Raw genomic sequence first — 25,405 nt, 5'->3', positions numbered from 1 at the left:
TTTAAAATATCATTGATCAAAATTGATATGTTCTTAATTGTGTTGGGGTTTTGCACAACTATCAAATTCATCTGGCGACTTGCCACAAAATGAACATGATTCTCCTTCTTTGTTTAGAAACGGATTTTGGCTTGCGCAAGTTCCAGCAAATTTTCCATCTTTTTTAGCCCATATTTTAATCGCGATGCCCGCAAAAGCTAGACCAAGTAATACTGTTGTAATTAAAAGTAACTTCATCCGTAGATAATTTGTGCAAAGGTACTAAAACAGTAATAATCTAAACGCTAATTGCTTCTTAAAAAGCAATATTAGCAACAGTGTTTTCTTCGGTAGGTTTTTTATTACCCCCTTTTGGTTCAATGGTAATATTGTAGCTAAGCGCATTTTCCTTATATGGCATATTTTGCAGCTTATTATCATTGATTTCCAAAATACCAAGGCTGACCATTTCACCATCCACATTTGCCCACATTTGGTAGCATTTTTCTTCCGGTAAATCTGGTAGATCAAGGACATTGATTAAAGACAAACGCTCTTTCGAGTTAATATAAGCAACTGTTTGAAGTTTACGTGCTTTTTCATTCCCATTTAGTACGTACTTTTTAGTATCTGGATTGTTAAGCATGTTCAACTCATTTTGCAAAGAGCTTATACGCGTATTACTTTGCTCAATAGATAGTTTCAAATCACGCATTTCTTGAGAAATGGCATTGTTTTCTTCTAATAAACTATTTTGTTTTGTGTATAAGAAAACAGAAAGTGCAGCAAAAATAACACTTGCGGCCACCGCTATTTGCGTCCAATAGGTTTTAGGCGCATGTTTAGTGGTATTAATATCGGCCATAATTTTATCGCGAAGTTCGACAGGTGCTTTTCGAGCGTGCATTTTCGCAAAGTTCTCAATGCTATCCTGAAGGGTGTCATATTGATCTTTTACCTCAGGGTATATGTCAATGTAATGCTCAACTTGAGCTGCTTCTGCGTCAGTGCAGGTGCCCAGAATATATTTTTCTAAGGCGTCACCCGCCAAAAAAGTAGTAATAGTTTCTTTCATAGTACTAGTATTAAAAACAATACAACACTGTTGTAAACTTTTCTAAGTTCTCTTAATCCAATTTTCAATCTAGACTTGACAGTACCTAATGGTACGTCAAGCGCTTCACTAGCTTCTTGATGTGTCATACCTTCAAAAAATAGGGCGTTTAACACCTCTTGGTACTTCTCATCAAGATTGCCAATATGTTGTTTTACATCCAGATGTTCTGGTTTAAGGCTGGTTGTACCTAAATTATATACGTCTGAAATATCGATTTGGACTTCCCGGTCATCGCGTAAATTTGCACTTCGTAGTTTATCTATGGCAGTATTGCGCGTTATTCTGAATAGCCAAGTAAAAAGTTTGGCTTTTTTTGCATCATATGAGGCCGCCTTTTTCCAAATTTTTACAAAACTTTCTTGTAGCGCATCTTGCGCAAGCGCATCGTCTTTAGTGATTTTATATGCAACACCATATAAAGTATCGGCATAATTATCATAAATGAGTCCGACAGCTCTTTCGTCTTCTTCACTTAATAGTTGTACAATGTGAGCTTCTAAAAATGTGCTCATATTAGGCTTTTATGGTTTAATAGTGCTTAAAAATAAAGGTTATTATTAAATGTTAGATGCTGATTATCAATAAATATTGATGGGAGATGTTGTTAACAAAAAATTAATAGTCTTTAAAAAATCCAAACACGTTTATAGTGACGTATTTATTTAAACGAGTATTGGCCAAATTTATTAATTAAAAACCTAAAATTATGAAATTGAGGTCTTTTTTGATTGTGGCATTAACATTCGTTTTCACTGCACCAACGTTGGCGCAGATTGATTATAACGATATTGGAAGTGCCGATTTAGCAATGAATTATCCTGCAAAAAGGGATTTAGATATTGTCGACATTGCTTCGAATATTGATGAGTTTAGTACACTGGTTACCGCTTTAAAAGCAGTAGGTTTAGATAATACCTTAAAAGGTAAAGGTCCATTTACTGTTTTTGCTCCCCTAAATAGCGGTTTTGGTAAGTTACCGGCTGGTACGGTAGAGAATCTATTAAGAAAGGAGAATAAGCAGCAATTACGAAATGTACTCACCTACCATGTGGTAGCGACTAAAGTACTTGCCGTTAATTTGATTAAAGCTTTAGAAGATAACAATGGTGTCTACAATGTGACCACCGTAAATGGTCAAAAATTGCAAATAAGCCTTGAAAACGGAAATGCAATTTTGACCGATGCAAAAGGTGGTAAGGCAACCATTACCAAAACAGATGTGGTGGCTTCAAACGGAGTTATTCATATCATCGATGCAGTTGTTCTTCCAGAATAATTTGTTTTAGGTTAGTTTAGTTGGAAAATCCCCGCCATTCTGGTGGGGATTTTTATTGTTGCGCATTTATAACACCAGTACTACGCAATGTAAAGGTTAAAGCAAAGTTGTTGGCTTGGCATGTTTAAAAAATACCAACCCTTTAACTATCTAGATCACATTAACCTCAGCTTCAATATCAATACCGAATTCCTCTTTTACAGAGCGCTTGATTTTTTTGGCAAGTTCCCAGATTTCATGACCGCTAGCTTTTCCGTAATTTACTAAAACCAATGCCTGATTTCTATGTACACCAGCATCGCCAAAGCGTTTTCCCTTAAAACCCGCTTGTTCGATAAGCCATCCTGCAGGGATTTTTACTTCAGATTCTGAAACTGTATAATAAGGGGCATCGGGATGTTTTGTGATAAATGCACGAAAAACTGTTTTAGAAACTATTGGGTTCTTAAAAAAACTTCCGCTATTTCCAAGTTCTTTTGGATCTGGAAGTTTCGATTGGCGTATGGCGATTACCGCATTACTTACATCTTTTATAGAAGGATTAGTAATGGCATTTTTTTGAAGTTCAGATTCAATAGCTCCGTAAGAAGTTTTAACAGTATGTGAACCGGTAGTTAGTTTAAAATCTACCGAGCAAATAATGTATTTCCCCTTCAATTCATTTTTGAAAATAGAATTTCGGTAACCGAACTTACAATCGTGATTTGAAAATACTCTTGTTTTTCCGGTACTAAGTTCAATTGCTTTGCATTGTAAAAAGGTATCTTTTAACTCCGTGCCATAGGCGCCAATATTCTGGATGGGTGCAGTACCTACATTACCGGGAATAAGCGACATATTTTCTAAGCCGCCAAAATCATGATCAATTGACCAAAGTACAAAATCATGCCAGTTTTCACCCGCCATGCAACGCACTACGACATGATCGTTATCCTGCTTTAAAATGTCCTTTCCTTTAATATTGATGTGAATTACCAACGTATCAATATCCTTAGTAAGTAGCATATTACTTCCCCCACCTAAGACAAATTTATCAGGATAATGATCTAATTGAAGTACTTCTTTTAGTTGCGCTACATTGTTAACCGAAACAAAATACTTAGCATTTACATCGATGCCAAATGTGTTGAAGTTTTTTAAAGAAATGTTTTGTTGTATATAACTATGCAAAGAATTTTTTTTAGTTAGGATATGCATCTAAGGCGTGTCGCAATATTTCTGCAGCTCGCACTAATTTTTCTTCTTCCAAAACATAGGCAATTCGCACTTCATTTTTACCCATTCCTTTTGATGAATAAAATCCCGCTGCCGGAGCAACCATTATGGTTTCATTGTTGTGATTATATTCTTCTAATATCCATCGTGCAAAATCTTCAGCATCATTCACCGGTAGTTGTGCAATACAATAAAATGCCCCATTTGGTTTTGCTACTTGCACACCATCAATTTTTTCTAGTGCATTTACTAGCGTATTCCTACGGTCAGTGTATTCAGCTTTGACATCATCAAAATAACTTTGCGGAGTATCTAATGCTGCTTCACTTGCAATTTGTGCCAACGTTGGTGGGCTTAATCTGGCCTGGGCAAATTTCAAGGCAGTTTGGATAAGCGATTTGTTTCGCGAAACAATGCAGCCAATTCGGGCTCCGCACATGCTATATCGTTTAGAGACGGAGTCGATAACAATCGCATAGTCTTTTAGACTGTTATCTTTTAAAACAGAATAATGTTGTAAGCCATCGTATGCAAATTCGCGATAGACTTCATCAGCAATTAGAAACAAATCATGTTTTTTGACGATTGTAGCCAGTTTGTTTATTTCCTCTTCTGTATATAGATAGCCCGTAGGGTTTCCGGGGTTACATATTAAGATGGCCTTTGTTTTGTTAGTGATTAATTTTTCAAATTCCTCAATGGGTGGTAACGCAAAATTATTCTCGAACTTTGAAACTACCGGTACTACTTTAACACCAGATGCTGTAGCAAAACCATTATAATTGGCATAAAACGGTTCAGGGATGATCACTTCATCACCGGGATCGGTGATACTTCCCATTGCAAACAACAATGCCTCACTACCACCAGTAGTTACAATAATATCATCTGCCTTCACCGGTAGGTCGTGTGAAGCGTAATATGCAGCGATTTTCGTACGATATTCTTCTGAACCTTCTGAACGGCTGTATGCTAAAACATCAATAGTGCTGTTTTTTACCGCATCCATAGCTACTTTTGGAGTTTTAATATCTGGCTGCCCAATGTTTAAATGGTAAACGGTTCGCCCTTTTTTTTTGGCAGCTTCAGCAAAAGGGACCAATTTTCGTATTGGAGATTCAGGCATTTGTAAGCCTTTAGCAGATAATTGTGGCATCGCTTCTTTTTTATTGCTGCAAAATTGCGAAATATATTCAAAAAGTACGATCAAAAAATACCATTTATCCTCCGCAGTTTTTCATAGGCTTTTGTTAAATAATTGTAATTAAAGCTCGTATTTCCTAAATTGAAAAGGAATACAGCAGTTTTAAGCATGAAAAATCTCCCATTTAATAAGCGTGTTTTTCTTATTGCAGGATTGCTATGTTTCATTTTTTCTTCGGCACAAACACGCTTTGGAATTACCCAAAATCAAAAAAGTACGACGATTCCGTTTCAACTGATCAATAACCTTATAGTTATACCAGTTGAAGTTAATGGAACCAGTCTATCTTTTATTCTGGATACTGGAGTTAGCAAACCTATTTTGTTTAATTTGAATGATAAGGATTCTATTCAAATAAACAATATAACACCAATAAGTATTAGAGGACTGGGTAGCGACAGACCAGTAGAGGCATTGCAGTCAATGGGTAATACTTTTGAATTGAAAGGACTTTATAATCCAAGTCAAGAACTTTTTGTGGTCTTAGACGAAAGTATTGACTTTTCCCCAAGATTAGGAATGACTATTCACGGAATCATTGGCTACGATCTATTTAAGGATTTTATTGTTGAAGTTAATTATTCCCGAAAGCGATTAAAGTTTCATAATCGAGCAACCTATAAAGCCAAAAAGTGCAAAAAGTGCGAAGAAATTCCGCTTACCTTGTTCAAAAAGAAGCCTTATGTCGACACAAAAGTAGTTATTGAAAATAAAGAAGAGGTGCAGGCTCATTTATTAGTAGATACAGGTAGTAGTGATGCTGTATGGCTGTTTAAAAATGAAGAAAAAAACATTAACGTACCTAAAAAAAGGTATACTGACTTTTTAGGTAAGGGCCTTGGTGGTTCAATTTACGGTGAGCGTGCGAAACTTACCTACCTAAATTTAGCAGGAAATAAATTGCATGGCGCAAAAGTTGCATTTCCAGATTCGATTACCACTCAACTAATGCGAACAAACTTTAAAAGGAACGGCAGTGTAGGTGGTGAGGTGCTGAAGCGATTTAATCTGGTATACGACTATCAGGGAGGTACTCTTAGGTTTAAGAAAAACGGAAATTTTAAAAAACCCTTTCAATACAATATGAGCGGTATTGAAATTGAATATCAAGGTAATAGACTTATAAAAGAAATCACCTCGGCATTAACAAGAATTCCCGAACGCTCTGATAAAGCCGGTGGAGAAATCACGGTTCATTTTAGAGATGTCATGCGATTAAGTCAAGTGCCTAATTTTAAAGTGGTGGACCTAAGAAAAGGATCTCCTGCTGATTTTGCGGGGCTTCAAGAAGGAGATATTATTATTAAGGTTAATAATAAACCCACATATCAATATAACTTACAGGAAGTGACCAGTATGCTTCAAGGTAAGGCCGGAAAGAAGATAAGACTTTTAGTGGAGCGTAATGGCGTTAGAATGCGATTTGATTTGGTGTTAAAGTCCTTGATATAAAAAACCCCGACGTTCAAGTCAGGGTTTATTATACTTAGAAAGTTAATTCTTAACTCTTATTAGCTGCTCCTTCTGCAGCAAGAACTTTTCCTTTAATTTTTAATGCTTTTGTTGGTTCGTCAGCATTTGATAATACGGTAATAGTTCTTCTAATAGGACCAACCTTTTGCGTGTTGTATTTTACTTCAATAATTCCTGTGTCACCAGGTGCAATTGGTTCTTCCGGTTTTTTAGGAATTGTACAGCCACAACTTGAAATCACTTTGGTAACAACCAAAGGGGCATTACCTGTGTTGGTGAATTCAAAAGTGCGAAGGCCGTCACTTCCTTTTGCAATTTCGCCATAATCGATAACTTCCGTTTTGAATTCGATCTTGGCCATTTTTTCTTGTGCAGTTGCAGCAAAAGCTACAAAGGCAATTAGCATAAAAGCTACATACTTTTTCATCTTAAAACAGATTTAGGTGAATTTCAAATTTAGGTACTTTATACACATTCTGCAAAATATTCGTTTTCTTTTACATTTTTATGGATAATAAGTACTTTTGCCCTCTTAGGACAAAAACCGTTCCAAACATATGGATATCCCTGCAAAATATGATGCACTAAGTGTTGAAGATAAGTGGTATAGCTACTGGATGAAGCATAATTTTTTTCATTCAGAACCCAATGACAAAGAGCCATATACTATTGTTATTCCTCCACCAAATGTGACAGGAATTCTTCATATGGGACATATGTTGAATAATACTATTCAAGATGTACTGATTCGTCGCGCTCGGTTAAAGGGCTATAATGCTTGTTGGGTTCCGGGAATGGACCATGCTAGTATTGCAACGGAAGCTAAAGTTGTTGCTAAGCTTAAGTCGGAGGGAATTAATAAAAACGACCTTACCAGAGAAGAATTCCTAAAACATGCTTGGGAGTGGACTGACAAACACGGTGGGATTATTTTGGAACAATTGAAGAAGTTGGGTGCCTCTTGTGATTGGGATCGTACAAAATTTACGATGGATGACGATATGTCGGAGGCGGTGATTAAGGTTTTTGTTGATTTATATAACAAAGGACTTATCTACCGAGGATATCGGATGGTTAATTGGGATCCAGAAGCAAGGACCACATTGTCTGATGAAGAAGTTAATTATGAGGAGCGTCAGGGTAAACTATACTATATTTCTTACAAAATAGAAGGAAGTAGCGATACGTTAACCATTGCAACCACAAGACCGGAGACCATTTTTGGTGATACTGCAATCTGTATAAATCCAAATGATGAGCGTTTTACTCATTTAAAAGGTAAAAAAGCGATTGTGCCCATATGTAATAGGGTAGTGCCCATTATTGAGGATGAATACGTTGATGTTGAATTCGGTACAGGATGTCTGAAGGTGACACCTGCACATGATGAAAATGACAAAGTACTGGGTGATAAGCATCAACTAGAAGTTGTCGATATTTTTAATGAAGATGCTAGCTTAAATAGTTATGGGTTGCAATTTGAAGGTCAGGACCGTTTTGTTGCTAGAAAAGCGGTTGCTAAAGAATTAGAAGAACTTGGTATTCTAATTAAAACGGAAGACCATTTAAATAAAGTTGGTACATCAGAGCGTACAAAAGCAGTTATTGAACCCCGATTGTCAGATCAGTGGTTTTTGAGTATGAAAGAGCTTTCGAAACCAGCATTGAATGCTGTTTTAGAAACTGAAGATGTAAAATTATTTCCTAAGCGATTCAACAACACCTACCGTCATTGGATGGAGAATATTCGGGATTGGAATATCTCGCGACAACTGTGGTGGGGACAACAAATACCTGCTTATTATTTTGGTGACGGTAAAGATGACTTTGTAGTAGCTGAAACGAAGGAAGACGCATTAAAGCTCGCGCAAGAAAGGAGCGGAAATGCCAATTTATCAGCAAACGATCTAAAACAAGATCCTGATGTGGTTGATACTTGGTTTTCAGCTTGGTTGTGGCCAATTAGCTTGTTTGATGGTATTAGAAACCCTGATAATGAAGAAGCAAAATATTATTACCCAACAAACGATTTGGTAACAGGCCCCGATATATTGTTTTTCTGGGTTGCTAGAATGATTGTAGCGGGATATGAATTTAAAGGTGAAAGACCATTTAATAATGTGTATTTAACCGGTCTGGTGCGTGATAAGCAACGTCGCAAAATGTCGAAATCCTTAGGTAATTCACCTGATGCGTTGAAGCTTATTGAAGATTTTGGGGCCGATGGTGTACGAGTAGGATTATTGTTAAGTTCTGCGGCTGGGAATGATCTAATGTTCGATGAAGCACTTTGCCAACAAGGAAAACAATTTGCGAATAAAATTTGGAATGCATTTCGTTTGATAAAAGGTTGGGGAGTTGACTCGAATATTCCACAGCCAGAAGCGTCAAAAGTGGCCATTAAATGGTATCAAAGTAAATTTCAGGAAGCTTTAGCGGAAATAGAGGATCATTTTTCAAAATACCGAATTAGTGATGCACTAATGACGACTTACAAGTTAGTTTGGGATGATTTCTGCTCTTGGTTGTTAGAAATGGTCAAGCCTGGCTATCAACAACCAATAGATAAAACAACATTAGAAGCCGTGGTTGCGTTACTTGAAGATAATTTAAGAATTCTGCATCCATTCATGCCATTTTTAACGGAGGAAGTATGGCAATTTATTAAAGACCGTACTCCGGAAGAAGCCTTGATCGTTGCTGAATGGCCTAAACAAGAGACTATAGATACCGAGTTGTTGAAAGGATTTAAAACAGCAGCCGAAGTGGTTTCCGGTATTCGGACTATTCGAAAACAGAAAAATATTGCTATGAAAAACAGCATCAACCTTTCTATTTTAAATAATGATACTGTTGATACAACTTTTGATTCGGTTATAAAAAAGCTGGGTAATGTTGATGCGCTCGATTACGTAACAGAAAAAGTTGGTGGCGCATTATCATTTAGAGTTCAGTCTAGCGAGTATTTCATTCCAATGGCTGGAGCTGTAAATGTTGATGAAGAGATTGCAAAACTGACAGAAGAGCTGAGCTATACGGAAGGCTTTTTGAAATCTGTGCAGAAGAAACTGTCTAACGAACGTTTTGTAAATAATGCACCAGAGGCTGTTGTAGCAAGTGAGAAAAAGAAAGAAGCTGATGCTATAGCAAAAATTGAAATGATTAAGTCGAGTTTGGCTGGCTTGAAATAACTTATTCGTTACAATTCAAATAGCTGTATATTTCAGTTTCGAAGTTGGTTAGATCAGTTATTACATTAACCTTGTCATTTTCATTTGTTTCAATGCTGAAATTAATGGCACTTTCTCCGATTGTTTTTTTGGAAGCACTATCTGTAGAAAAGAAACTGGCATCTGGTAAATTTTGTTCAAAAAAGGTAGGGAATAACAACGCTTTTCTAGGGTTGAAAGCGTCGGGTTCATACTCGTAATCTATGGAGCCCAACAATACCTCCTGATTGTTAACATCAAATACGTATCGGTCGAAGGCTATAATATTCTGATTGGTATCAAATGTATACAGGCCTCTTTCTAAATTTGTTGTTGTATTGTTTTCTGTAAAACTTAAAAAAACAGTTACAGAAGCTCCTTCATACTCAAATCTAAAATTGTTTGTGTTTCCCGAGGCATAGAAACGCTTAACCTCTAGTAGCAAATCATTTTCATATTTAGCACTTATTAGCACGCGACCGTTGGTTACTAAATTTTGCATTACCCCTACAATAATAGAGTCCTTAGTAATTTGAGATCTGAAAAAGGAAGCCGCAGGGTTGGTGTTCTCAGGTAATGGAGATGGATAGACATTAATTCTAAACAGATCACCAGTAATATTATACTTATACTCAAGTATCCTGATACCATCATCAATCTGGCTTAATGCACAGATATTTTCGGTCATTCCATCTCGATCGTCTGTATTACATGAGGTAACAATCAAGATTAAAATGGAACAATACACACTTAATCTATTGGCTATATTATTCCAATATAGATATATGAAATGATAACGTTTGATAGCAATTTTTTTTCTAAGGTATAAAAGAATTATGGATTTTGTTCAAATTCAAAGGTATATAAGGCTAAAAACTACTAAGTATTGTAGTGATTTAACATTTGATAGTGTTTTAGATGGCTAGAAATAGGATGTGTTTCTTATAAGTTTTTATAGTTGTTGGTTTTTTCCTGAAGGTAGTTTAGTGCTTTGTGAAGGTTAACAATTTTTCCCGATTTTGAAAAGGATTTAAATGTTGAAGAATCAATTGCTGTTCCGGTTTTTAGAAGTACTTTTTTTAGTGTCCCAGCGGTTATGTCAGGATATTGTGAGATAATAATTGCAGCAGATGCTGAGGTTAAGGCTGATGCGAGTGAAGTTCCTCCTAATCGTATATATGGTACATTGGTTTCTCCGTTCGGCACCACTATTTTGGAGCCCGGGGCAAAAATATCTACTGATTGCTGTCCATAATTTGAAAAGCTAGCCTTAGGTTTTTCTATCTTATTTGTGCTGGCACCTACAACAATCATATTGTCTGCAATTTCATTAAAATCAGTTCTATAATCTAGCGGATAATTTTTGTATTCAGGAAGATCGGTATTCAAGTTATTGTTTCCTGCTGATGTAACAATCAATACTTCATGTTTTGCTGCATATTGAATAGCACTGGTTACAAGATCTTCGTCAAAAGAATTAGGCTTGCTATCGCTTAAATTAATAACGCTCGCTCCATTATCAACTGCATAGCGTATAGCAGCTGCAAGATCATTATTGTGGTAATCACCAACTCCTGAAGTGCATAAAAACATCAGCTTTATATCTAGAATATTTGGTCGATCAAAAATTTCTCCATTAGTGGCTTCAGCTATTAAGCCTCCGACCTGTGTAGCATGTTGCGACATGTTCTCAAAATCATTAACTATATGGTGCCCCATGACAATTTTACGGTCGTCATATGCCGGATTAAGCGATTTGTTTAACTCTCCTTCACCGCCTGTTTTAAACTGAATAAGCTGTTTTTCATAAAGACCAATTCTGGCGTTTCGAAGAAGAAATTTTTTTAATTTAATTTCTTCTTCATTTTTGGCATGAACTTTTTTTGCGGCAATGGAGTCAATGGTTCCATTTGCTCTTATGGTATTAGGAAAAACCTCTTTTGCGTCATAAAATGTCTGTAAATCTGCTATTGATTTATTCAAACGCTTTTGTGCTTTTTCTTTTTGAAGTTGATACGCTTTATATAATTTTTTTAATCGAAGTGAATCTGTTGTTGATGAGTTTTCTAATTGCCGAATAAGTCGTACAATTTCGTAATTCATAAAATAAACAGATTTATTCGTATCATACCCAAGAAAATTCCAGCCATTTATATCGTCCGTATACCCATTGTTATCATCGTCCATCCCATTATCTGGTATCTCATCATGGTTAATATATAAGCGATTTCTAAATACCGGATGATAGATGTCAACTGGAGTATCAATGACAGCAATAATAACAGGATCGCTATTCTTTTTAAGCGTTGTATATGCTTTAGAGATACCTATTCCAGGAATGGAATCTACTGATATACTAGAGGCATACCAATTGGAATAGGATGAAGATTGAATGGTGTCACTTTTTTCATCACACGATGAAAATATCAATAAGATAGCATAAAGAAGCCTATTTATTGTTGAAGTAGTCATTAACTAATTCGATGTATGCTTGTTTTGCTTCATCTTCAGTCATATCTTTTATTTGAAGCATTGCGTTAGCTTTGAAAGCATTAACCAACGGTTTCTTGCTTCCAGGGCGGTTTTGATTTTGGGTAGCTCGTTTGTAATAGGCGTATGCTCTCAATAAAAAATCAGCAGGAAACGGACCTTCACTGTTGTTTAGTTTGTCCACAGTGTTTAGAAAATCAGTATCTAGTTGAGCGCTACTCAAAATTTCTTTTTGAATGTTCAATTTCCAATAATGGCAATTATATCTTCGCCTCCTTTTACCTTTTGATTAAGGGCCATATTTACTTTAGTTCCTATTGGCAAAAAGACGTCTACTCTAGAACCAAACTTGATAAAACCAGCATCGGCACCTTGAATTACCTGTTCATCTTCTTTGGCATAATTAACGATACGCCGTGCAAGTGCCCCTGCAATTTGGCGATACAAAATGGGTCCTACCGTTTCATTTTCTACTACAATTGTAGTACGTTCATTTTCTTCAGAAGCTTTAGGGTGCCAAGCTACCAGATATTTTCCAGGATGATATTTACTGAACTTTACCTGACCACTTATTGGATAACGAGTTACATGTACATTTATTGGAGACATAAAAATAGAAACCTGTAACCGTTGATCCTTAAAATATTCTTTTTCAAAAACTTCTTCTATTACCACAACTTTACCATCTACAGGAGCGATGATATGGGTTTGATTTGTCTGCGTGTTTCTTTTTGGGTTTCTAAAAAATTGAAGAATGAGGATGAGTAATATCAAGCCAGCAACTTGTAATAATTTTTGTAACCAAAAAATATGTATAAAGGCATCTGCTGCAAAAATAATGCCTGCAACCACAAGCATAGTGATGAAAATAATTTTATAACCTTCTTTATGAAACATACATCCAGATATGAAGAAATAAATAAATAAACGGCGCTGCAAAAATAATACTATCCAAGCGATCATAAACTCCACCATGCCCTGGCATAATATTACCGCTGTCTTTTACTTTAGCTTGTCGTTTGAACTTTGATTGTATTAAATCGCCAATGGTGCCAAATACGCTCATTATTAGCGCGATCACTAACCAAACTGGCGTGGTAAACTTTTCTGTAAATTTAGCAATAAAATAGCTGGCAATACAGCTAAAGATTAATCCGCCAACAAAACCTTCAATTGTTTTTTTAGGAGAAATCCGTTCAAATAACTTGTGTTTTCCCAAGTTTTTTCCCACGAGATAGGCAAAGCTGTCGTTAATCCATATTAGCGGAAAAATACCTAGAATAATCATCGGGTTAAATGAGCTCTTATAACTGGGTAGCAAACACACAAAAATGAACCCGCCGATGATATAGGTAGTTGATATCAAGTAATTTTTTACTGCAGATAGTTTTTGTTGTTGTGCTCTAAATAAATCGACTATCAAAAATAGATTTGCCACTAGCGTTGGTACCAATAAAAAATAAGGAGAAAGCATTGCTGTTGGATCAAATGCAAAGACAAAAAACAGTGCAGCAAAAATAAAATAAGTGGCAGAATAGGTGTTGTTTACAAGTTTATTAAACTCAACTAAACAAATGATGCCAAATAAGAAAAATACCAATAAAAATGCATTGCTCGACAGTAATACGGCTCCAATAATAAGAGTCATATACAGTAAACCTGAAACGGCGCGTATTGCTAATTCTTTCACTTAAGTGTACTACGTTGTTTAGTTGTAAGTACCTTTGTTTAAAGGTCTTCTAGTAGCAGCAAATATAGGTTTTTTGAGCTACTCCCATAACTTAAAAAGTCCTTTTCCTTTTTGGTTTCGAAGTGCTTTATGGTCGTGATGTTTGATGGTAATTTTTGTTTGTCTTTGTTTTTGATAAGTCGAAGTCCTTCGCCAATAGTGTCAACTAATTGACTGGTATGAGCATAGATCACCACATTGGTTGGAAGGTTAGGAAGACGATTTTCTCCTATTTGTTTAGAACACAATAAAATACCTCCTTCATCAGCAATAAGATACTCGCATTTAGAAAAAAAGAAACTCGATCCGCTGCTTTTTTCAGAGAAATCGAGATTAAAACTTTTGAATTCTGTCCTTAACGAATGGTCACTACAAAATACTTGGTTTTCATCCCATTTGTTCTCTAGCAAAATATTTTGAAATGCCTCTGCTATTTCCTTTTCGGAGTCACAATAAATAAATTTGCCTCCGTTTTTTTTGAAGTTGATGGTAAATTTTTCATCAGCAGGAATTTTAACTTCAGGCATATATCTCCCACGTTCCTCCTTAATATCTTCTTTAGGAGATGTTGATTTTGATCCGAATAATTTTTTGAAAATATTCATGTCTAATCTAACGGGGGCGTTCTGCAATCACCGAGTTTTTCTTTAATATATAAAACTATGAAAAACTCGGCGGTACATTTAACAAACTAATAACTAAGCGTCGTTATTTGTAATGGGTTCTTCCTTTGCAGTTTCTTCGGTTTCATCTTTGTCGTCATCAAAAGGACGCTTACCAAATATCTTTTCAAGATCGTCTTTAAAAATAACTTCGCGTTCTAGTAATACCTCTGCAAGTTCTGTAAGTTTATCTTTATGATCTGTTAATAGGTCGATGGCGCGTTGATATTGTTCTTCAATAATATCTGATATTTCTTTATCAATTATTTGCGCAGTTTGCTCACTATACGGTTTTGTGAAATTATAATCAGACTGACCTGAAGAGTCATAGTATGTAAGGTTTCCTATCTTATCATTTAACCCATATACCGTGACCATTGCTTTGGCTTGGCGCGTTACCTTTTCGAGATCACTTAAAGCACCTGTAGATATTTTATCAAAAATTACCTTTTCGGCAGCTCGACCCCCTAATGTTGCACACATTTCATCAAGCATCTGATCTGGGCGAACAAGTAAGCGTTCTTCCGGCAAGTACCATGCGGCACCTAACGACTGCCCGCGAGGTACGATCGTCACTTTTACTAGTGGTGCAGCATGCTCAAGCATCCAACTAACAGTGGCGTGACCTGCTTCGTGAAAAGCAATAGTTTTCTTTTCAAGCGGGGTGATAATCTTATTTTTCTTCTCCAATCCACCAACGATACGATCGACAGCATCAAGAAAATCTTGTTTGTCGACTGCCTTTTTATTGTTACGTGCAGCAATTAACGCCGCTTCATTACAAACATTGGCAATATCAGCACCTGAGAATCCTGGAGTTTGTTTGGATAAGAAATCCATATCAAGTCCTTCGGAAATTTTAAGCGGTCGCAAGTGTACTTCAAAAATCTCTTTACGCTCACGTACATCTGGTAAATCAACATAAATCTGTCTGTCAAAACGTCCGGCACGCATTAGCGCCTTGTCAAGCACATCGGCACGGTTTGTTGCTGCTAGAACGATTACATTGGTTTTACTACCAAAGCCATCCATTTCAGTAAGTAACTGATTTAAGGTGTTCTCGCGTTCGTCATTACTACCGGTGAAATTACTTTTTCCACGAGCACGACCTACGGCATCGATTTCATCGATAAAGATGATAGCTGGTGACTTCTCTTTAGCTTGTTTGAATAAATCACGCACACGTGATGCACCGACACCTACAAACATCTCAACAAAGTCAGAACCAGAAAGCGAGAAAAAAGGAACTTTGGCTTCACCCGCAACTGCCTTTGCTAGCAAAGTTTTACCAGTTCCAGGAGGTCCAACTAATAGGGCTCCTTTCGGAATTTTACCACCAAGCGAGGTGTATTTATCCGGGTTTTTTAAGAAATCTACAATCTCTTGAACTTCTTCTTTAGCACCTTCAAGTCCGGCTACGTCTTTAAATGTAACTTTTACATCTTGCTTTTCATCGAATAGTTTAGCTCGTGACTTTCCGATATTAAAAATCTGACCACCTGCACCACCACCTGCACCACCAGACATACGACGCATTAAAAATATCCAAACACCAATGATAAGTGCAAAGGGTAACAAACTTATTAGCATATCACCCCAAAAATTCTGCTCTGTATCATATGCGTACGATTCTAATCGACCTTCAGCTTTTGCTTTATCTAATTTTTCTTGAAAAATATCTTCACTACCAATTTCAAATTGATAATGTGGTCCTTTAGTGTTTTTCTGGCCTAATAGGTTAGTAGACTCCGCTCCCTTATGTACATCTTTTTTGAGCGCTTCTTCCGTTAGGGTAACTTTAGCTTTACGCTTATTAATTACTAACACATCCTTGATATCACCGGCATCTAAAAACTCATCAAATTTTGATGAGGTCGTCGGTTTGATATCTTGCCATTTATTATTACCACCAAAAAAGTTCAGACTAATGATCACTAATATGATCGCTGCATATAACCAATAAGGGCTAAACTTTGGTTTTTTTGGTGCACTGTTATTATCTCTATCTCTTGACATTAATTAAATTCTAGTTTTTAATAATTCGTTTGAATAGTTGTTGTTTTTGCATCTCCCCACAAGCTCTCAATATCATAAAAATCTCTGATATGTTTTTGAAAAACATGAACAACTACATTTACATAATCAATCAAAATCCATTCGGCATTGTCAGATCCTTCTACATGCCATGGTTTGTCATGATGTTTTTTACTTACCTTTTTTTGTATGGAATTTACAATGGCATTTACCTGAGTATTTGAGGTACCATTGCATATGATGAAATAGTCACAAACGGTATTTTCAATTTCTCGTAAGTCTAAGATATCTATATCATGTCCCTTTACATCTTCTATTCCGCTAATTATGGTTGATATTAATTCATCTGCACTTACATTCTCCTTTACCATTAATTTTTTTTATTTTACACAAAGTTATTACTTTTTTTTAGCTTTTGTCCCCTGTTCTACCAAGTTTTATCAAACTGATTAAGCCTAGTTTATGCATATAATCAAACTTAATGCCATCGACTCTACAAACTCGTATTTACGTAGGAGATATTTGGATAAAGAATTGGAAGATTTTACTGTCGCTACGGCCAGTGAACAAACACATGGAAGAGGTCAAATGGGTACAACCTGGGAATCAGAATCTGGGAAAAACCTGACCCTTAGTGTGTTTAAGAAGATTAACTGCCTGGCAATTGATCAACAGTTTTACGTAAGTATGGCCAGTTCTTTAGCAGTTCTTAAGACCTTAAAAAAAATGCAAATACACGCACTATCGGTAAAATGGCCAAACGACATTTTGTCAGATAATCAAAAACTTTGTGGTGTTTTAATTGAAAGTATTGTTAGAAAACAAGAGTTGGATGCTATCATAGTTGGTATAGGTCTTAATGTAAATCAAACCTATTTTTCAAAAGGCATCAATGCATCATCTTTAAAAAATATAACGGGAATGCATTACAATATTGATGAAGTACTTCATGATCTGCTTATAGAGGTTAAAAAGTATGTCGTTTTGCTGGTAGAAAACAAGCTACAACAAATTAGCGATGAGTATCATAACCATTTATTTAGAAAAGATAAGCCGTCTACCTTTAAAGATAAAAAAGGCAATTTAATAATGGGTTTTATTAAAGGGGTATCTAATACAGGTAGATTACAGGTGTTACTTGAAGATGAAGTAATGAAAGAGTTTGATATGAAAGAACTACAACTCATGTATTAATTTAGGATTTTTTAACATCCAAATCACATTCGGATTTTAATCCGTGATAATAACCTAATTAAAACATTAGGAGTCGCATTTTCTGTAATTTTATTTTTTTAAAAATGGCGTATAATGAATTATAGACGACTGGGAAAAACGAACTTCAATGTTTCAGAAATTTCTTTAGGTACCTGGCAAGTTGGTGGTAAATGGGGCTCAGGTTTTGATGATACTTTGGCAGAAAGAATACTGAATGAGGCAATTGATTACGGAGTTAATTTCATCGATACTGCAGATGTATATGAATCAGGAGCAAGTGAAGCTGCCGTTGGTCGTGTTGTAAAGAGCAGAAGTGAAGGGGTTTTTGTAGCAACAAAATGTGGAAGACAGATTAATCCTCACATAAGCGAAAATTATACAGTTAAAGCTCTTAGAAGATATGTTGAAGATAGTTTAAAAAACATAGGTGTTGAATGTTTAGATCTTATTCAACTACATTGCCCGCCCACGGAGGTGTATTATAGACCGGAAGTTTTTGAGCTTTTTGACCGCTTAAAAGAAGAGGGCAAAGTCAAAAATCTGGGAATAAGTGTTGAAAAGGTAGAGGAGGCTCTTAAAGGAATTGAATATGAAAATGTTACTACTGTCCAAATAATTTTTAACATGTTTCGGCAAAGACCTGCTGAGTTATTCTTTGAAGAAGCAGTTAAAAAGGATGTAGGGATTATTGTTAGAGTTCCCTTAGCAAGCGGTTTGCTGACTGGTAAGTTCTCAAAAAATACTTTTTTTGATAAGAATGATCACCGCTTCTTCAACAGAGATGGTGCAGGATTTGACAAAGGTGAAACCTTTTCCGGGGTGCCTTACGAAATAGGGCTCGAGGCAGTAGAAAAATTAAGGGAAATTTTCCCGAAAAAAAAGAATCTTGCTTCAGGTGCGCTTCGTTGGATTTTAGATTTCCCACAAGTAAGTTGTATTATACCGGGTGCTTCAAAAGCGGAACACTTACAATCTAATATTGCAGCTTCTACAATGCCATCATTAAAAAATGAACAACGAGCAGCGGTAAAGAATCTTTATGAAATGACCATTAAACCACACGTACATTACCTCTGGTAAAGTATTGATAGTGCACTAAAGTTTGGACATATTTTCAGAAAGTGAACCAATGAAACTGGTTATTGGCCCCTTGATCATCATAGCCATCATCGCATTAAATTCGCCTGCAAATTGCAATTGAGCTTCGCTTTTTTCTGATTCGATCGCGTTAATATCAGCAGTCAAGGTAAATGGTAATTTATCACTAGCCGCACCTAAAACGACTTTGTTAGGCGCTACTACTTCTTTTAGCTCAAGAACGATTTCAGGCATGCCTTTTAAAGCAAACAAAAAGCGTTTTTCGTTTAAAACCTCAAATTTACTGGTGTTTTCTGGCATTAATTGCTCAAAATTTTTCACCTCGCTTAAAAACTCGCAAAGTTCGTTTGCTGATTTATTTACGGTTACTTTCGGACTTTCTAAATTCATTATTTAAGGTTTTATGATCCACTCCAAGCGGATGGGTTTTCATTCCAGCTTGACAGTACACTTAATTGATCTTCGTTTATATAATTGGTATTTAATGCTTGCTCTAACAAATAGTTGTAATTAGAGAGCGTATGCAATTCTAGGTTATTATCTTTAAAATTATCAGATGCTACTTCAAACCCGTAGGTGAAAATAGCAAGCATTCCTTTAATATTAGCTCCACCAGCTCTTAAAGCTTCAACAGCATTTAGACTACTTTTTCCTGTGCTTATTAGGTCTTCTACAACAACCACAGTTTGCCCTGGCTCTAATACACCTTCAATCTGATTTTGTCGCCCGTGTTTTTTAGCTTCAGGTCTTACATAAATAAAAGGTAGTCCCATAATTTCTGCAACTAGCATACCAATGCCTATAGCCCCGGTCGCCACCCCTGCAATGATATCAGGTTTGCCATACAGTTTTTCGATCTGGGCTGCAAATTGTTCTCTTATGAAATTACGAATTACTGGATATGACAGCACAATGCGATTATCACAGTAAATAGGAGATTTCCATCCTGACGCCCAGGTAAAAGGTTGTTGTGGTTGAAGTTTTATTGCGTTAATTTGCAACAAAAGTTCCGCAGTTTTCATTGCGGTGTGTTTATCTAAAATCATGGATGCAAATGTATAAAGTTTTTGTCAACGACCGTGCTATGATTCTTACCAATGTGAAAGAAATTGGCGAGGACACAAAACAGTATAAACTTAAAAAATGCGACATAAGCCAAGTGATTAAGGAAGCATCTGATTTAGAAGGACCTCCTATTAGTTTATACCATAAAAATGGAGAAAAATTGATTTCGAAATTAAAGAAGAAAATTCCGGCAATTTATGCTGGTGGCGGATTGGTAAAAAATTCAAAAGGAGAAATTCTCTTTATTTTTAGAAATAACAAATGGGATCTGCCAAAAGGAAAAACCGAAAAAGGCGAAGATATTGAAACCACTGCTATTCGTGAAGTGGAGGAGGAAACCGGAATAAGCGGCTTGCAAATCACCAAAACATTACCTGTTACCTATCATATTTTTAGAAGAAATGGTTCATATAGACTTAAAATAACCCATTGGTTTGAAATGCATACTGATGATGAAAGCGAACTCATACCGCAACTGGAAGAAGATATTACAAAGGTTGAATGGAAGCGTACTTCTGCAATAGAAGATGCTTTAAAAAACTCCTACGCCAATATCAAGCTATTATTTGTAAATGAGATTGCTGAATGAACGGTTAACGTTTTCATTTATTTTTTGAGCACCCGGTATATCGGATATCTTAAATGCGCTTCTTCGTAATTATTGGATTGCTTATGAAGCCAATCTAATTGCTGATACCAACTAGCCGCAAATTGATCATCATCTTGTTTTTTCTTCTCAAATTCTGCTTTTAATTTAGGGTTTTCGGCTAATAATTTAGCCGCCGCATCTTCCCATACATAAGGAGAGAATCCTTCCTTTTGTTGCAGAATAGTGTCAAAAAAGTTCCAATTAAAAAAAGAATCGACGGCTACTGGTTCAAGGGTCTCTAAAAGATATCGAATGCCTTTTTGATCTGTTTTTACTTCTATGTAAGTATCTTTCTTAATAGAAACTGTGTCTGTACTGGTTGTTATAGTTGTATTATAATGCGGATAATGACCTTCATAGGGCCTATTGTAGGTCTCAAAATTAGCAATATGATAGACCTCAACTTCCAGATCAATATCTTCTTCGATATAGTCCATCTCAATTTCATTGACTTCAAGTCGGTCAATTATTCGTCTCCATTGTCTAGGAATAAGATAGGCTTCAGGAACGGCTATTTGTTTGGTTGCTTTAAAATAGTTTTGATAGGGCGTTTCCTTCGTGAAAGGTTTATTCCGGTCGTATTCTAGTCTAGGTTGTCCTGTAACTTCGCTAGTCACCATATTGCCCTCGAAGCCTTTAAAATTTAAGGTTGAAGTTTTAGTAGTGTCTAATTGCCAACCAATAGGGTATGTTTCTTTTTCAGACCAATAAGTGTTGGCATTCTTTCTAAGAGTCTTTATTTTTTCATGGTCGCGCTCCGCAATGTTAATCATAGACCGCATTAACTCATAGGTGCCTTCAACCCGTTGCTTGTAGGGTTTTAGCATATGGGTTTCCACCATCATTCCTAGCGTATTCCATAGAGCTGTGTAACCGGTGGAATATCTGGGCGAATCCATAAATTGCGAAAAACCGGCTTCAGGTGTTCTGTTAAAAACGTTTACATAGGGTGTAATATCCCAATTTTTACTTGCTAAGTCATTTTCTAAAGATGGCATTAATTCAGTATGTAAATAAGTGCCTAGGTTTCCACCCAGTTTGTTGTGTTGGGTGAATAAATGCGTTAGTGTGTATTGATAATCGGCCCCATTGCTAACATGATTATCAATAAAAATATCGGGCTCTAACAAATGAAATATTCTGGCAAAACCTGAAGCATTTCTTGTATCCGATTTTATAAAATCACGATTGAGGTCGTAGTTACGGGCATTTCCTCTAAACCCATATTCCTCTGGTCCATTTTGATTTGTTCTCGATCCGCTATTTCTGTTTAAAGCACCCCCAATATTGTAGACCGGTATTGTTGCAATAACGGTGTTTTTTGGCATATCTATAGTTCCTTTAGCGATATCACGAAACAGCATCATGGTGGCATCAATTCCATCAGATTCGCCAGGATGAATTCCGTTATTGATTAGAATAATGACTTTATCCTCTTTAATGTTGTCAAAATTAGTTTCCGGACTTGGGTTGATGGTAACCATACGTAATCGCTCACCAATATCAGTTCTGCTTGAGTTTCTCATTTTAACGGATGGATAGGCCTCCGCAAGATTTTCATAAAAGGTAATTACCTCGTCATAAGTAGCCGTTTGCCTGCCTGCGCTTTTCTCAAAGGTGGTGGTAAAGTCGAATTCGCTAGCTTCCTTTTCAATTTTGCATGATTGAAAAAGAAACGTTAAAGCGAGAAATAAAAACAGATGTTTCAAGAAATAAGAATTATTGGTTGGTTCTTCAAATTTAAAATAATGTAATGAAGTGGCATAATATCTTGCCAAACGTTAGAATAGCCATATCTTTGCCGCTTCTTAAATTTTACGTCATGACGGAGTTTGTACGCAAACGAGTAGCCAATGCCAAGAACGATATTTTATCAGGATTAACTGTTGCATTAGCATTAGTGCCGGAAGCGGTAGCCTTTGCTTTCGTAGCAGGGGTTGATCCGTTAGTGGGACTTTATGCTGCATTCATGATTGGTTTGATCACCGCAGTTTTTGGTGGACGACCGGGAATGATTTCAGGAGCAACCGGAGCGCTGGCTGTTGTTATGGTTCATTTGGTAGCGGAAGGGAATTCAATGGGAATTGCAATGGAGCAACCGGTAGAAGATTTAGGGTTGTACTACCTCTTTCTTACCGTAATCATGATGGGAGTTATTCAAATGTTAGCAGGTTTTTTTAAGCTAGGAAAATTCGTGCGATTGATTCCGCACCCTGTAATGATGGGATTTGTAAATGGATTAGCAATTGTGATTTTCTTATCCCAGTTAGGAATGTTTGAAACAAGAGCAATGAAATCTGTACGTTACGAATCACTAGGTCAGTATCTTGGCGACTGGTTTAACGAATTAGGCGCGTGGATAAGTGATTTGCCATTTTTGATGATAGTCTTAGTAGCACTAACAATGTTATTGATGTGGGGCTTACCTAAGATTTCTAAGAAAATACCTGAAGGTTTGGTCGCTATCGTTGTGGTATCCGCCATTGTGATTTTAGGGAATCTTGAAGTTTCGACAGTTGGAAGTTTTATTCGTGCAGAAGATCCAACAGCTGGTTTGGCAGGGGGACTTCCAGCGTTTCAAACAAAGATTTTTGAGTTGGTGCCGCTAAATCTGGAAACATTTAAGTTTATTACTCCTTATGCATTTATTTTAGCTGCGATTGGTTTGATTGAATCTTTAATGACTTTAAACCTAATTGACGAGCTTACCGAAACTCGGGGAAATGCCAATCGTGAGTGCTTGGCTCAAGGCGGAGCCAATATCATCACCGGTCTTTTTGGTGGTATGGGTGGTTGTGCTATGATCGGTCAGTCGATTATTAATATAAAAAGTGGTGGACGTACACGACTTTCGGGCATTGTGGCGGCACTTTCATTATTATGTTTTATCTTGTTTGCTAGCGGTTTAATAGAGCAAGTTCCAATCGCTGCTTTGGTAGGAGTCATGTTTATGGTCGTAATCGGAACTTTTGCATGGAGTAGTTTTAGAATTATTAGAAAAATTCCAGTTTCTGACGCCTTGGTATTAATTGCAGTTTCTGTTATTACTGTATTCAAAGATTTAGCGGTGGCGGTTGTGGCAGGAGTTATCATATCGGCTTTAGTGTTCTCTTGGGAAAATGCAAAGCGTATACGTGCGCGCAAACGTATGCGTGAAGATGGGACCAAAGTATATGAAATATGGGGTCCTTTATTCTTTGGATCCATTCAAGAGTTTAACGGGAAGTTCGATGTAAAAAATGATCCAGATAAAGTGATCATTGATTTTGTAGAGTCACGTGTTAGTGATCATTCAGCTTTAGAAGCTATTTTCAATTTAGTGGAGAAATACAAAGCGGCCAATAAGGATATTAAGCTACATCATTTAAGTACAGACTGTAAGGCATTGTTATATAGGGCAAGTCCTATTTTTAGGTCGGTTATCGTTGAAGATGTAGATGACCCTCGTTATCATCTAGCGGCAAATCCGGAGGCGTTTCCTAAAAGTTTGTCGGAGTATAAGTTATGATTAGCTACTGGCGTCTATCTGGTTAAGAATTTGGTATAACCCCATTCTTTTTCTCCATTAGACTGATTAACTCTTGAAATGTACTCTTAATTTTTTCCGAGTTGCTTTTCGTTTTAAGAAGGTTCATTTTATCTATTAAGTTCGAATATCTAGCTTTTGGAAAGGTATTATGCAGACTTGTGAAATGTTCTTTGTAAATAGAGTTTAGTTTGTCCAATCCCTCCTTAGAAAATGCACTTTCTTGATTAATTAATTCTAATTTATAAGTGAAGTTATCGATTATTGTTTGCTCATTTTCTCTTAGGATATTAGATATTCTTTGCTCGTTCGGGTTACTTGAGTTTTTGATTATATTGTCGTTTCCAATTTTGAAATACTTTATTTGAAGACCTAAACCAAAATCAACAGCATCCAAATATTCCTTTTCATAAGTATATTGATCTTTTCTATCTGTTACATTATATAATTTTTCAAGGTCTTTCCATTCATCAAAGAATTTTTGAGCTACTTCACTTCTATATTTTAGTCCAAGTTCGTTATCATCCAAAACAATCAAATAGTTTTGATGATCCATTAGTTTTTGGACCACCATACGGGTTTCGGGATCAGCGTAAGAAGGGGTTTTATCTTCGTCACTGTTCTTGTACAGACTGTTTAATAGGACAGAATGGTAATCTTCAGGAGTCCAATATCGCTTGTCTATTGGATATTTACTTTTTTTTTCGCAAGAGGTAACTATTAGAAGTAATAATAAAAAGCTAATTATTCTCATTTGATCGAAAGGTTTGCTTTGTTGTATTTATTCAGCAATAATAATAAACTATCAACTTCTTTCTCATATTTTCGTTGTTCTTTTAATACATAACTATGAAACGTATCGTAATCATATCGTATTTGAAAACTTCTCATAGAGTCTTTAGTTTTCCTAATTATCGTATGAATTGTACTCTTATTTTTTGAAGTTGAAACATCTATTTGTTGTTTAATTTTTCTAGCAAACAACTCAGTTATTTTAAAATGATACAATTCATGTTGTAACAAATATTTATCATTACTGTTTTTCGAATAAACGAAGGACTTTGAAGGATGGAAAAAGGCTTCCACATAAATGGACTCATCAGTGATATTTGATTTAATCTCGGTCGAGATGTATGCAAAACGCTTTGAACCATATAATGTTTTTTTGAAGAACTCAAGACCTCTGAAATTTTTAAAAGAAATACGGCTGTATTCCTTATAAGGGATTGGTTTTTCGTAATCTAAATAATTTGTATGCTGAAGAATCATAAAAAAAGCTAGTATAAATGAGAAAGTAATTAAACTGTACTTTAGAATTTTGAATAAACCTTTAAGCTTTATTTTCCTTCTTTCGGGATTTTCTTTGGATATTTTGTATAGCTGATAAAAGACTGGAGAGAAGTAAATGAGAATAAAAAATATTCCGAAAATAATTTCATTCATGTTGATGAATATTTTTAAATC

The 25,405-nt window shown here is 36.0% G+C and carries 26 protein-coding genes; 7 read left to right on the top strand and 19 right to left on the bottom strand.

Annotated features, from left to right (window positions below):
- Window positions 1–33: 33 nt before the first annotated feature.
- The 3 genes from ABN763_RS17645 to ABN763_RS17635 are packed head-to-tail and all read right to left on the bottom strand — an operon-like array spanning window position 34 to window position 1,608.
- Window positions 34–237: a membrane or secreted protein gene (locus ABN763_RS17645; protein WP_164033052.1), complete on the bottom strand. Its 204-nt coding sequence runs from the start codon at window positions 235–237 to the stop codon at window positions 34–36.
- Between the two features lie 58 nt (window positions 238–295).
- A complete protein-coding gene (locus ABN763_RS17640) occupies window positions 296–1,054 on the bottom strand; it encodes an anti-sigma factor domain-containing protein (protein WP_410486822.1) in 759 nt (252 codons plus the stop codon).
- Complete coding sequence (locus tag ABN763_RS17635; protein WP_410486821.1) at window positions 1,051–1,608, bottom strand: RNA polymerase sigma factor; 558 nt, start codon at window positions 1,606–1,608, stop codon at window positions 1,051–1,053. Before ABN763_RS17635 ends, ABN763_RS17640 begins: the two co-directional genes overlap by 4 nt.
- Before the next feature lie 194 nt (window positions 1,609–1,802).
- Between ABN763_RS17635 and ABN763_RS17630 the strand changes: the two genes are divergently transcribed.
- A complete protein-coding gene (locus ABN763_RS17630; protein WP_410486820.1) occupies window positions 1,803–2,372 on the top strand; it encodes a fasciclin domain-containing protein in 570 nt (189 codons plus the stop codon).
- A 150-nt stretch (window positions 2,373–2,522) separates the two neighbouring features.
- Here the strand turns inward: ABN763_RS17630 and murB are convergent, their stop codons facing one another.
- Complete coding sequence (murB, locus tag ABN763_RS17625; RefSeq protein ID WP_410486819.1) at window positions 2,523–3,542, bottom strand: UDP-N-acetylmuramate dehydrogenase; 1,020 nt, start codon at window positions 3,540–3,542, stop codon at window positions 2,523–2,525.
- A 10-nt stretch (window positions 3,543–3,552) separates the two neighbouring features.
- Complete coding sequence (locus tag ABN763_RS17620) at window positions 3,553–4,743, bottom strand: pyridoxal phosphate-dependent aminotransferase (protein WP_410486818.1); 1,191 nt, start codon at window positions 4,741–4,743, stop codon at window positions 3,553–3,555.
- A gap of 156 nt (window positions 4,744–4,899) precedes the next feature.
- Here ABN763_RS17620 and ABN763_RS17615 point away from each other — a divergent pair, with 156 nt between their 5' ends.
- Window positions 4,900–6,243, top strand: coding sequence for a PDZ domain-containing protein (locus ABN763_RS17615; RefSeq protein WP_410486817.1), 1,344 nt, complete (start codon window positions 4,900–4,902; stop codon window positions 6,241–6,243).
- A gap of 49 nt (window positions 6,244–6,292) precedes the next feature.
- Here ABN763_RS17615 and ABN763_RS17610 read toward each other — a convergent pair whose 3' ends face one another.
- Window positions 6,293–6,691, bottom strand: coding sequence for a DUF1573 domain-containing protein (locus ABN763_RS17610; RefSeq protein ID WP_410486816.1), 399 nt, complete (start codon window positions 6,689–6,691; stop codon window positions 6,293–6,295).
- Between the two features lie 130 nt (window positions 6,692–6,821).
- On the opposite strand from ABN763_RS17610, the gene ABN763_RS17605 reads away from it, so the two are divergent.
- Entirely contained in the window at window positions 6,822–9,455 is a 2,634-nt protein-coding gene (locus ABN763_RS17605; RefSeq protein ID WP_410486815.1) for a valine--tRNA ligase, read from the top strand.
- A 1-nt stretch (window position 9,456) separates the two neighbouring features.
- Here ABN763_RS17605 and ABN763_RS17600 read toward each other — a convergent pair whose 3' ends face one another.
- The 8 genes from ABN763_RS17600 to rsfS form a co-directional block, all read right to left on the bottom strand.
- Window positions 9,457–10,221: a hypothetical protein gene (locus tag ABN763_RS17600; protein WP_410486814.1), complete on the bottom strand. Its 765-nt coding sequence runs from the start codon at window positions 10,219–10,221 to the stop codon at window positions 9,457–9,459.
- A 194-nt stretch (window positions 10,222–10,415) separates the two neighbouring features.
- Entirely contained in the window at window positions 10,416–11,945 is a 1,530-nt protein-coding gene (locus tag ABN763_RS17595; protein ID WP_410486813.1) for a S8 family serine peptidase, read from the bottom strand.
- Window positions 11,923–12,186, bottom strand: a complete 264-nt coding sequence (locus ABN763_RS17590; RefSeq protein WP_410486812.1) for an acyl-CoA-binding protein — start codon at window positions 12,184–12,186, stop codon at window positions 11,923–11,925. Before ABN763_RS17590 ends, ABN763_RS17595 begins: the two co-directional genes overlap by 23 nt.
- Window positions 12,187–12,203: 17 nt before the next feature.
- Window positions 12,204–12,860, bottom strand: coding sequence for a phosphatidylserine decarboxylase family protein (locus tag ABN763_RS17585; protein WP_410486811.1), 657 nt, complete (start codon window positions 12,858–12,860; stop codon window positions 12,204–12,206).
- Complete coding sequence (locus ABN763_RS17580) at window positions 12,850–13,653, bottom strand: phosphatidate cytidylyltransferase (RefSeq protein ID WP_410486810.1); 804 nt, start codon at window positions 13,651–13,653, stop codon at window positions 12,850–12,852. The genes ABN763_RS17585 and ABN763_RS17580 overlap by 11 nt, the downstream gene beginning before the upstream one ends.
- A 38-nt stretch (window positions 13,654–13,691) precedes the next feature.
- Window positions 13,692–14,297, bottom strand: coding sequence for an LUD domain-containing protein (locus ABN763_RS17575; RefSeq protein ID WP_410486809.1), 606 nt, complete (start codon window positions 14,295–14,297; stop codon window positions 13,692–13,694).
- 93 nt (window positions 14,298–14,390) lie between these two features.
- Entirely contained in the window at window positions 14,391–16,370 is a 1,980-nt protein-coding gene (gene ftsH, locus ABN763_RS17570) for an ATP-dependent zinc metalloprotease FtsH (RefSeq protein WP_410486808.1), read from the bottom strand.
- 17 nt (window positions 16,371–16,387) lie between these two features.
- Window positions 16,388–16,759 carry a ribosome silencing factor gene (rsfS, locus tag ABN763_RS17565; RefSeq protein WP_410486807.1) on the bottom strand — a complete coding sequence of 124 codons (372 nt, stop codon included), beginning with the start codon at window positions 16,757–16,759 and terminating at the stop codon, window positions 16,388–16,390.
- Window positions 16,760–16,850: 91 nt separating this feature from the next.
- On the opposite strand from rsfS, the gene ABN763_RS17560 reads away from it, so the two are divergent.
- Window positions 16,851–17,582 carry a biotin--[acetyl-CoA-carboxylase] ligase gene (locus ABN763_RS17560; protein WP_410486806.1) on the top strand — a complete coding sequence of 244 codons (732 nt, stop codon included), beginning with the start codon at window positions 16,851–16,853 and terminating at the stop codon, window positions 17,580–17,582.
- Window positions 17,583–17,696: 114 nt separating this feature from the next.
- A complete protein-coding gene (locus tag ABN763_RS17555; protein ID WP_410486805.1) occupies window positions 17,697–18,683 on the top strand; it encodes an aldo/keto reductase in 987 nt (328 codons plus the stop codon).
- 15 nt (window positions 18,684–18,698) lie between these two features.
- On the opposite strand, the gene ABN763_RS17550 is transcribed toward ABN763_RS17555, so the two are convergent.
- Window positions 18,699–19,091, bottom strand: coding sequence for an SRPBCC family protein (locus ABN763_RS17550; protein WP_410486804.1), 393 nt, complete (start codon window positions 19,089–19,091; stop codon window positions 18,699–18,701).
- Between the two features lie 11 nt (window positions 19,092–19,102).
- The gene (gene pyrE / locus ABN763_RS17545; protein WP_410486803.1) at window positions 19,103–19,747 is read right to left on the bottom strand and encodes an orotate phosphoribosyltransferase; all 645 of its coding nucleotides are present in this window, start codon (window positions 19,745–19,747) and stop codon (window positions 19,103–19,105) included.
- 8 nt (window positions 19,748–19,755) lie between these two features.
- Here pyrE and ABN763_RS17540 point away from each other — a divergent pair, with 8 nt between their 5' ends.
- Window positions 19,756–20,355 (top strand): NUDIX hydrolase, encoded by a 600-nt coding sequence (locus ABN763_RS17540; RefSeq protein ID WP_410486802.1) that lies wholly within the window; start codon window positions 19,756–19,758, stop codon window positions 20,353–20,355.
- Window positions 20,356–20,372: 17 nt separating this feature from the next.
- Here the strand turns inward: ABN763_RS17540 and ABN763_RS17535 are convergent, their stop codons facing one another.
- Window positions 20,373–22,124 (bottom strand): M14 family metallopeptidase, encoded by a 1,752-nt coding sequence (locus ABN763_RS17535; protein ID WP_410486801.1) that lies wholly within the window; start codon window positions 22,122–22,124, stop codon window positions 20,373–20,375.
- A gap of 113 nt (window positions 22,125–22,237) precedes the next feature.
- Between ABN763_RS17535 and ABN763_RS17530 the strand changes: the two genes are divergently transcribed.
- A complete protein-coding gene (locus tag ABN763_RS17530) occupies window positions 22,238–23,923 on the top strand; it encodes a SulP family inorganic anion transporter (protein WP_410486800.1) in 1,686 nt (561 codons plus the stop codon).
- A 22-nt stretch (window positions 23,924–23,945) separates the two neighbouring features.
- On the opposite strand, the gene ABN763_RS17525 is transcribed toward ABN763_RS17530, so the two are convergent.
- Together ABN763_RS17525 and ABN763_RS17520 are read right to left on the bottom strand one after the other, a co-directional pair.
- The gene (locus tag ABN763_RS17525) at window positions 23,946–24,695 is read right to left on the bottom strand and encodes a hypothetical protein (RefSeq protein WP_410486799.1); all 750 of its coding nucleotides are present in this window, start codon (window positions 24,693–24,695) and stop codon (window positions 23,946–23,948) included.
- Entirely contained in the window at window positions 24,692–25,384 is a 693-nt protein-coding gene (locus ABN763_RS17520; protein ID WP_410486798.1) for a hypothetical protein, read from the bottom strand. Before ABN763_RS17520 ends, ABN763_RS17525 begins: the two co-directional genes overlap by 4 nt.
- Window positions 25,385–25,405 lie beyond the last annotated feature (21 nt).

The sequence above is a fragment of the Spongiivirga sp. MCCC 1A20706 genome, from assembly GCF_046524175.1.
Lineage (GTDB): Bacteria > Bacteroidota > Bacteroidia > Flavobacteriales > Flavobacteriaceae > Spongiivirga.
This window is presented reverse-complemented; position numbering and strand designations above follow the sequence as displayed.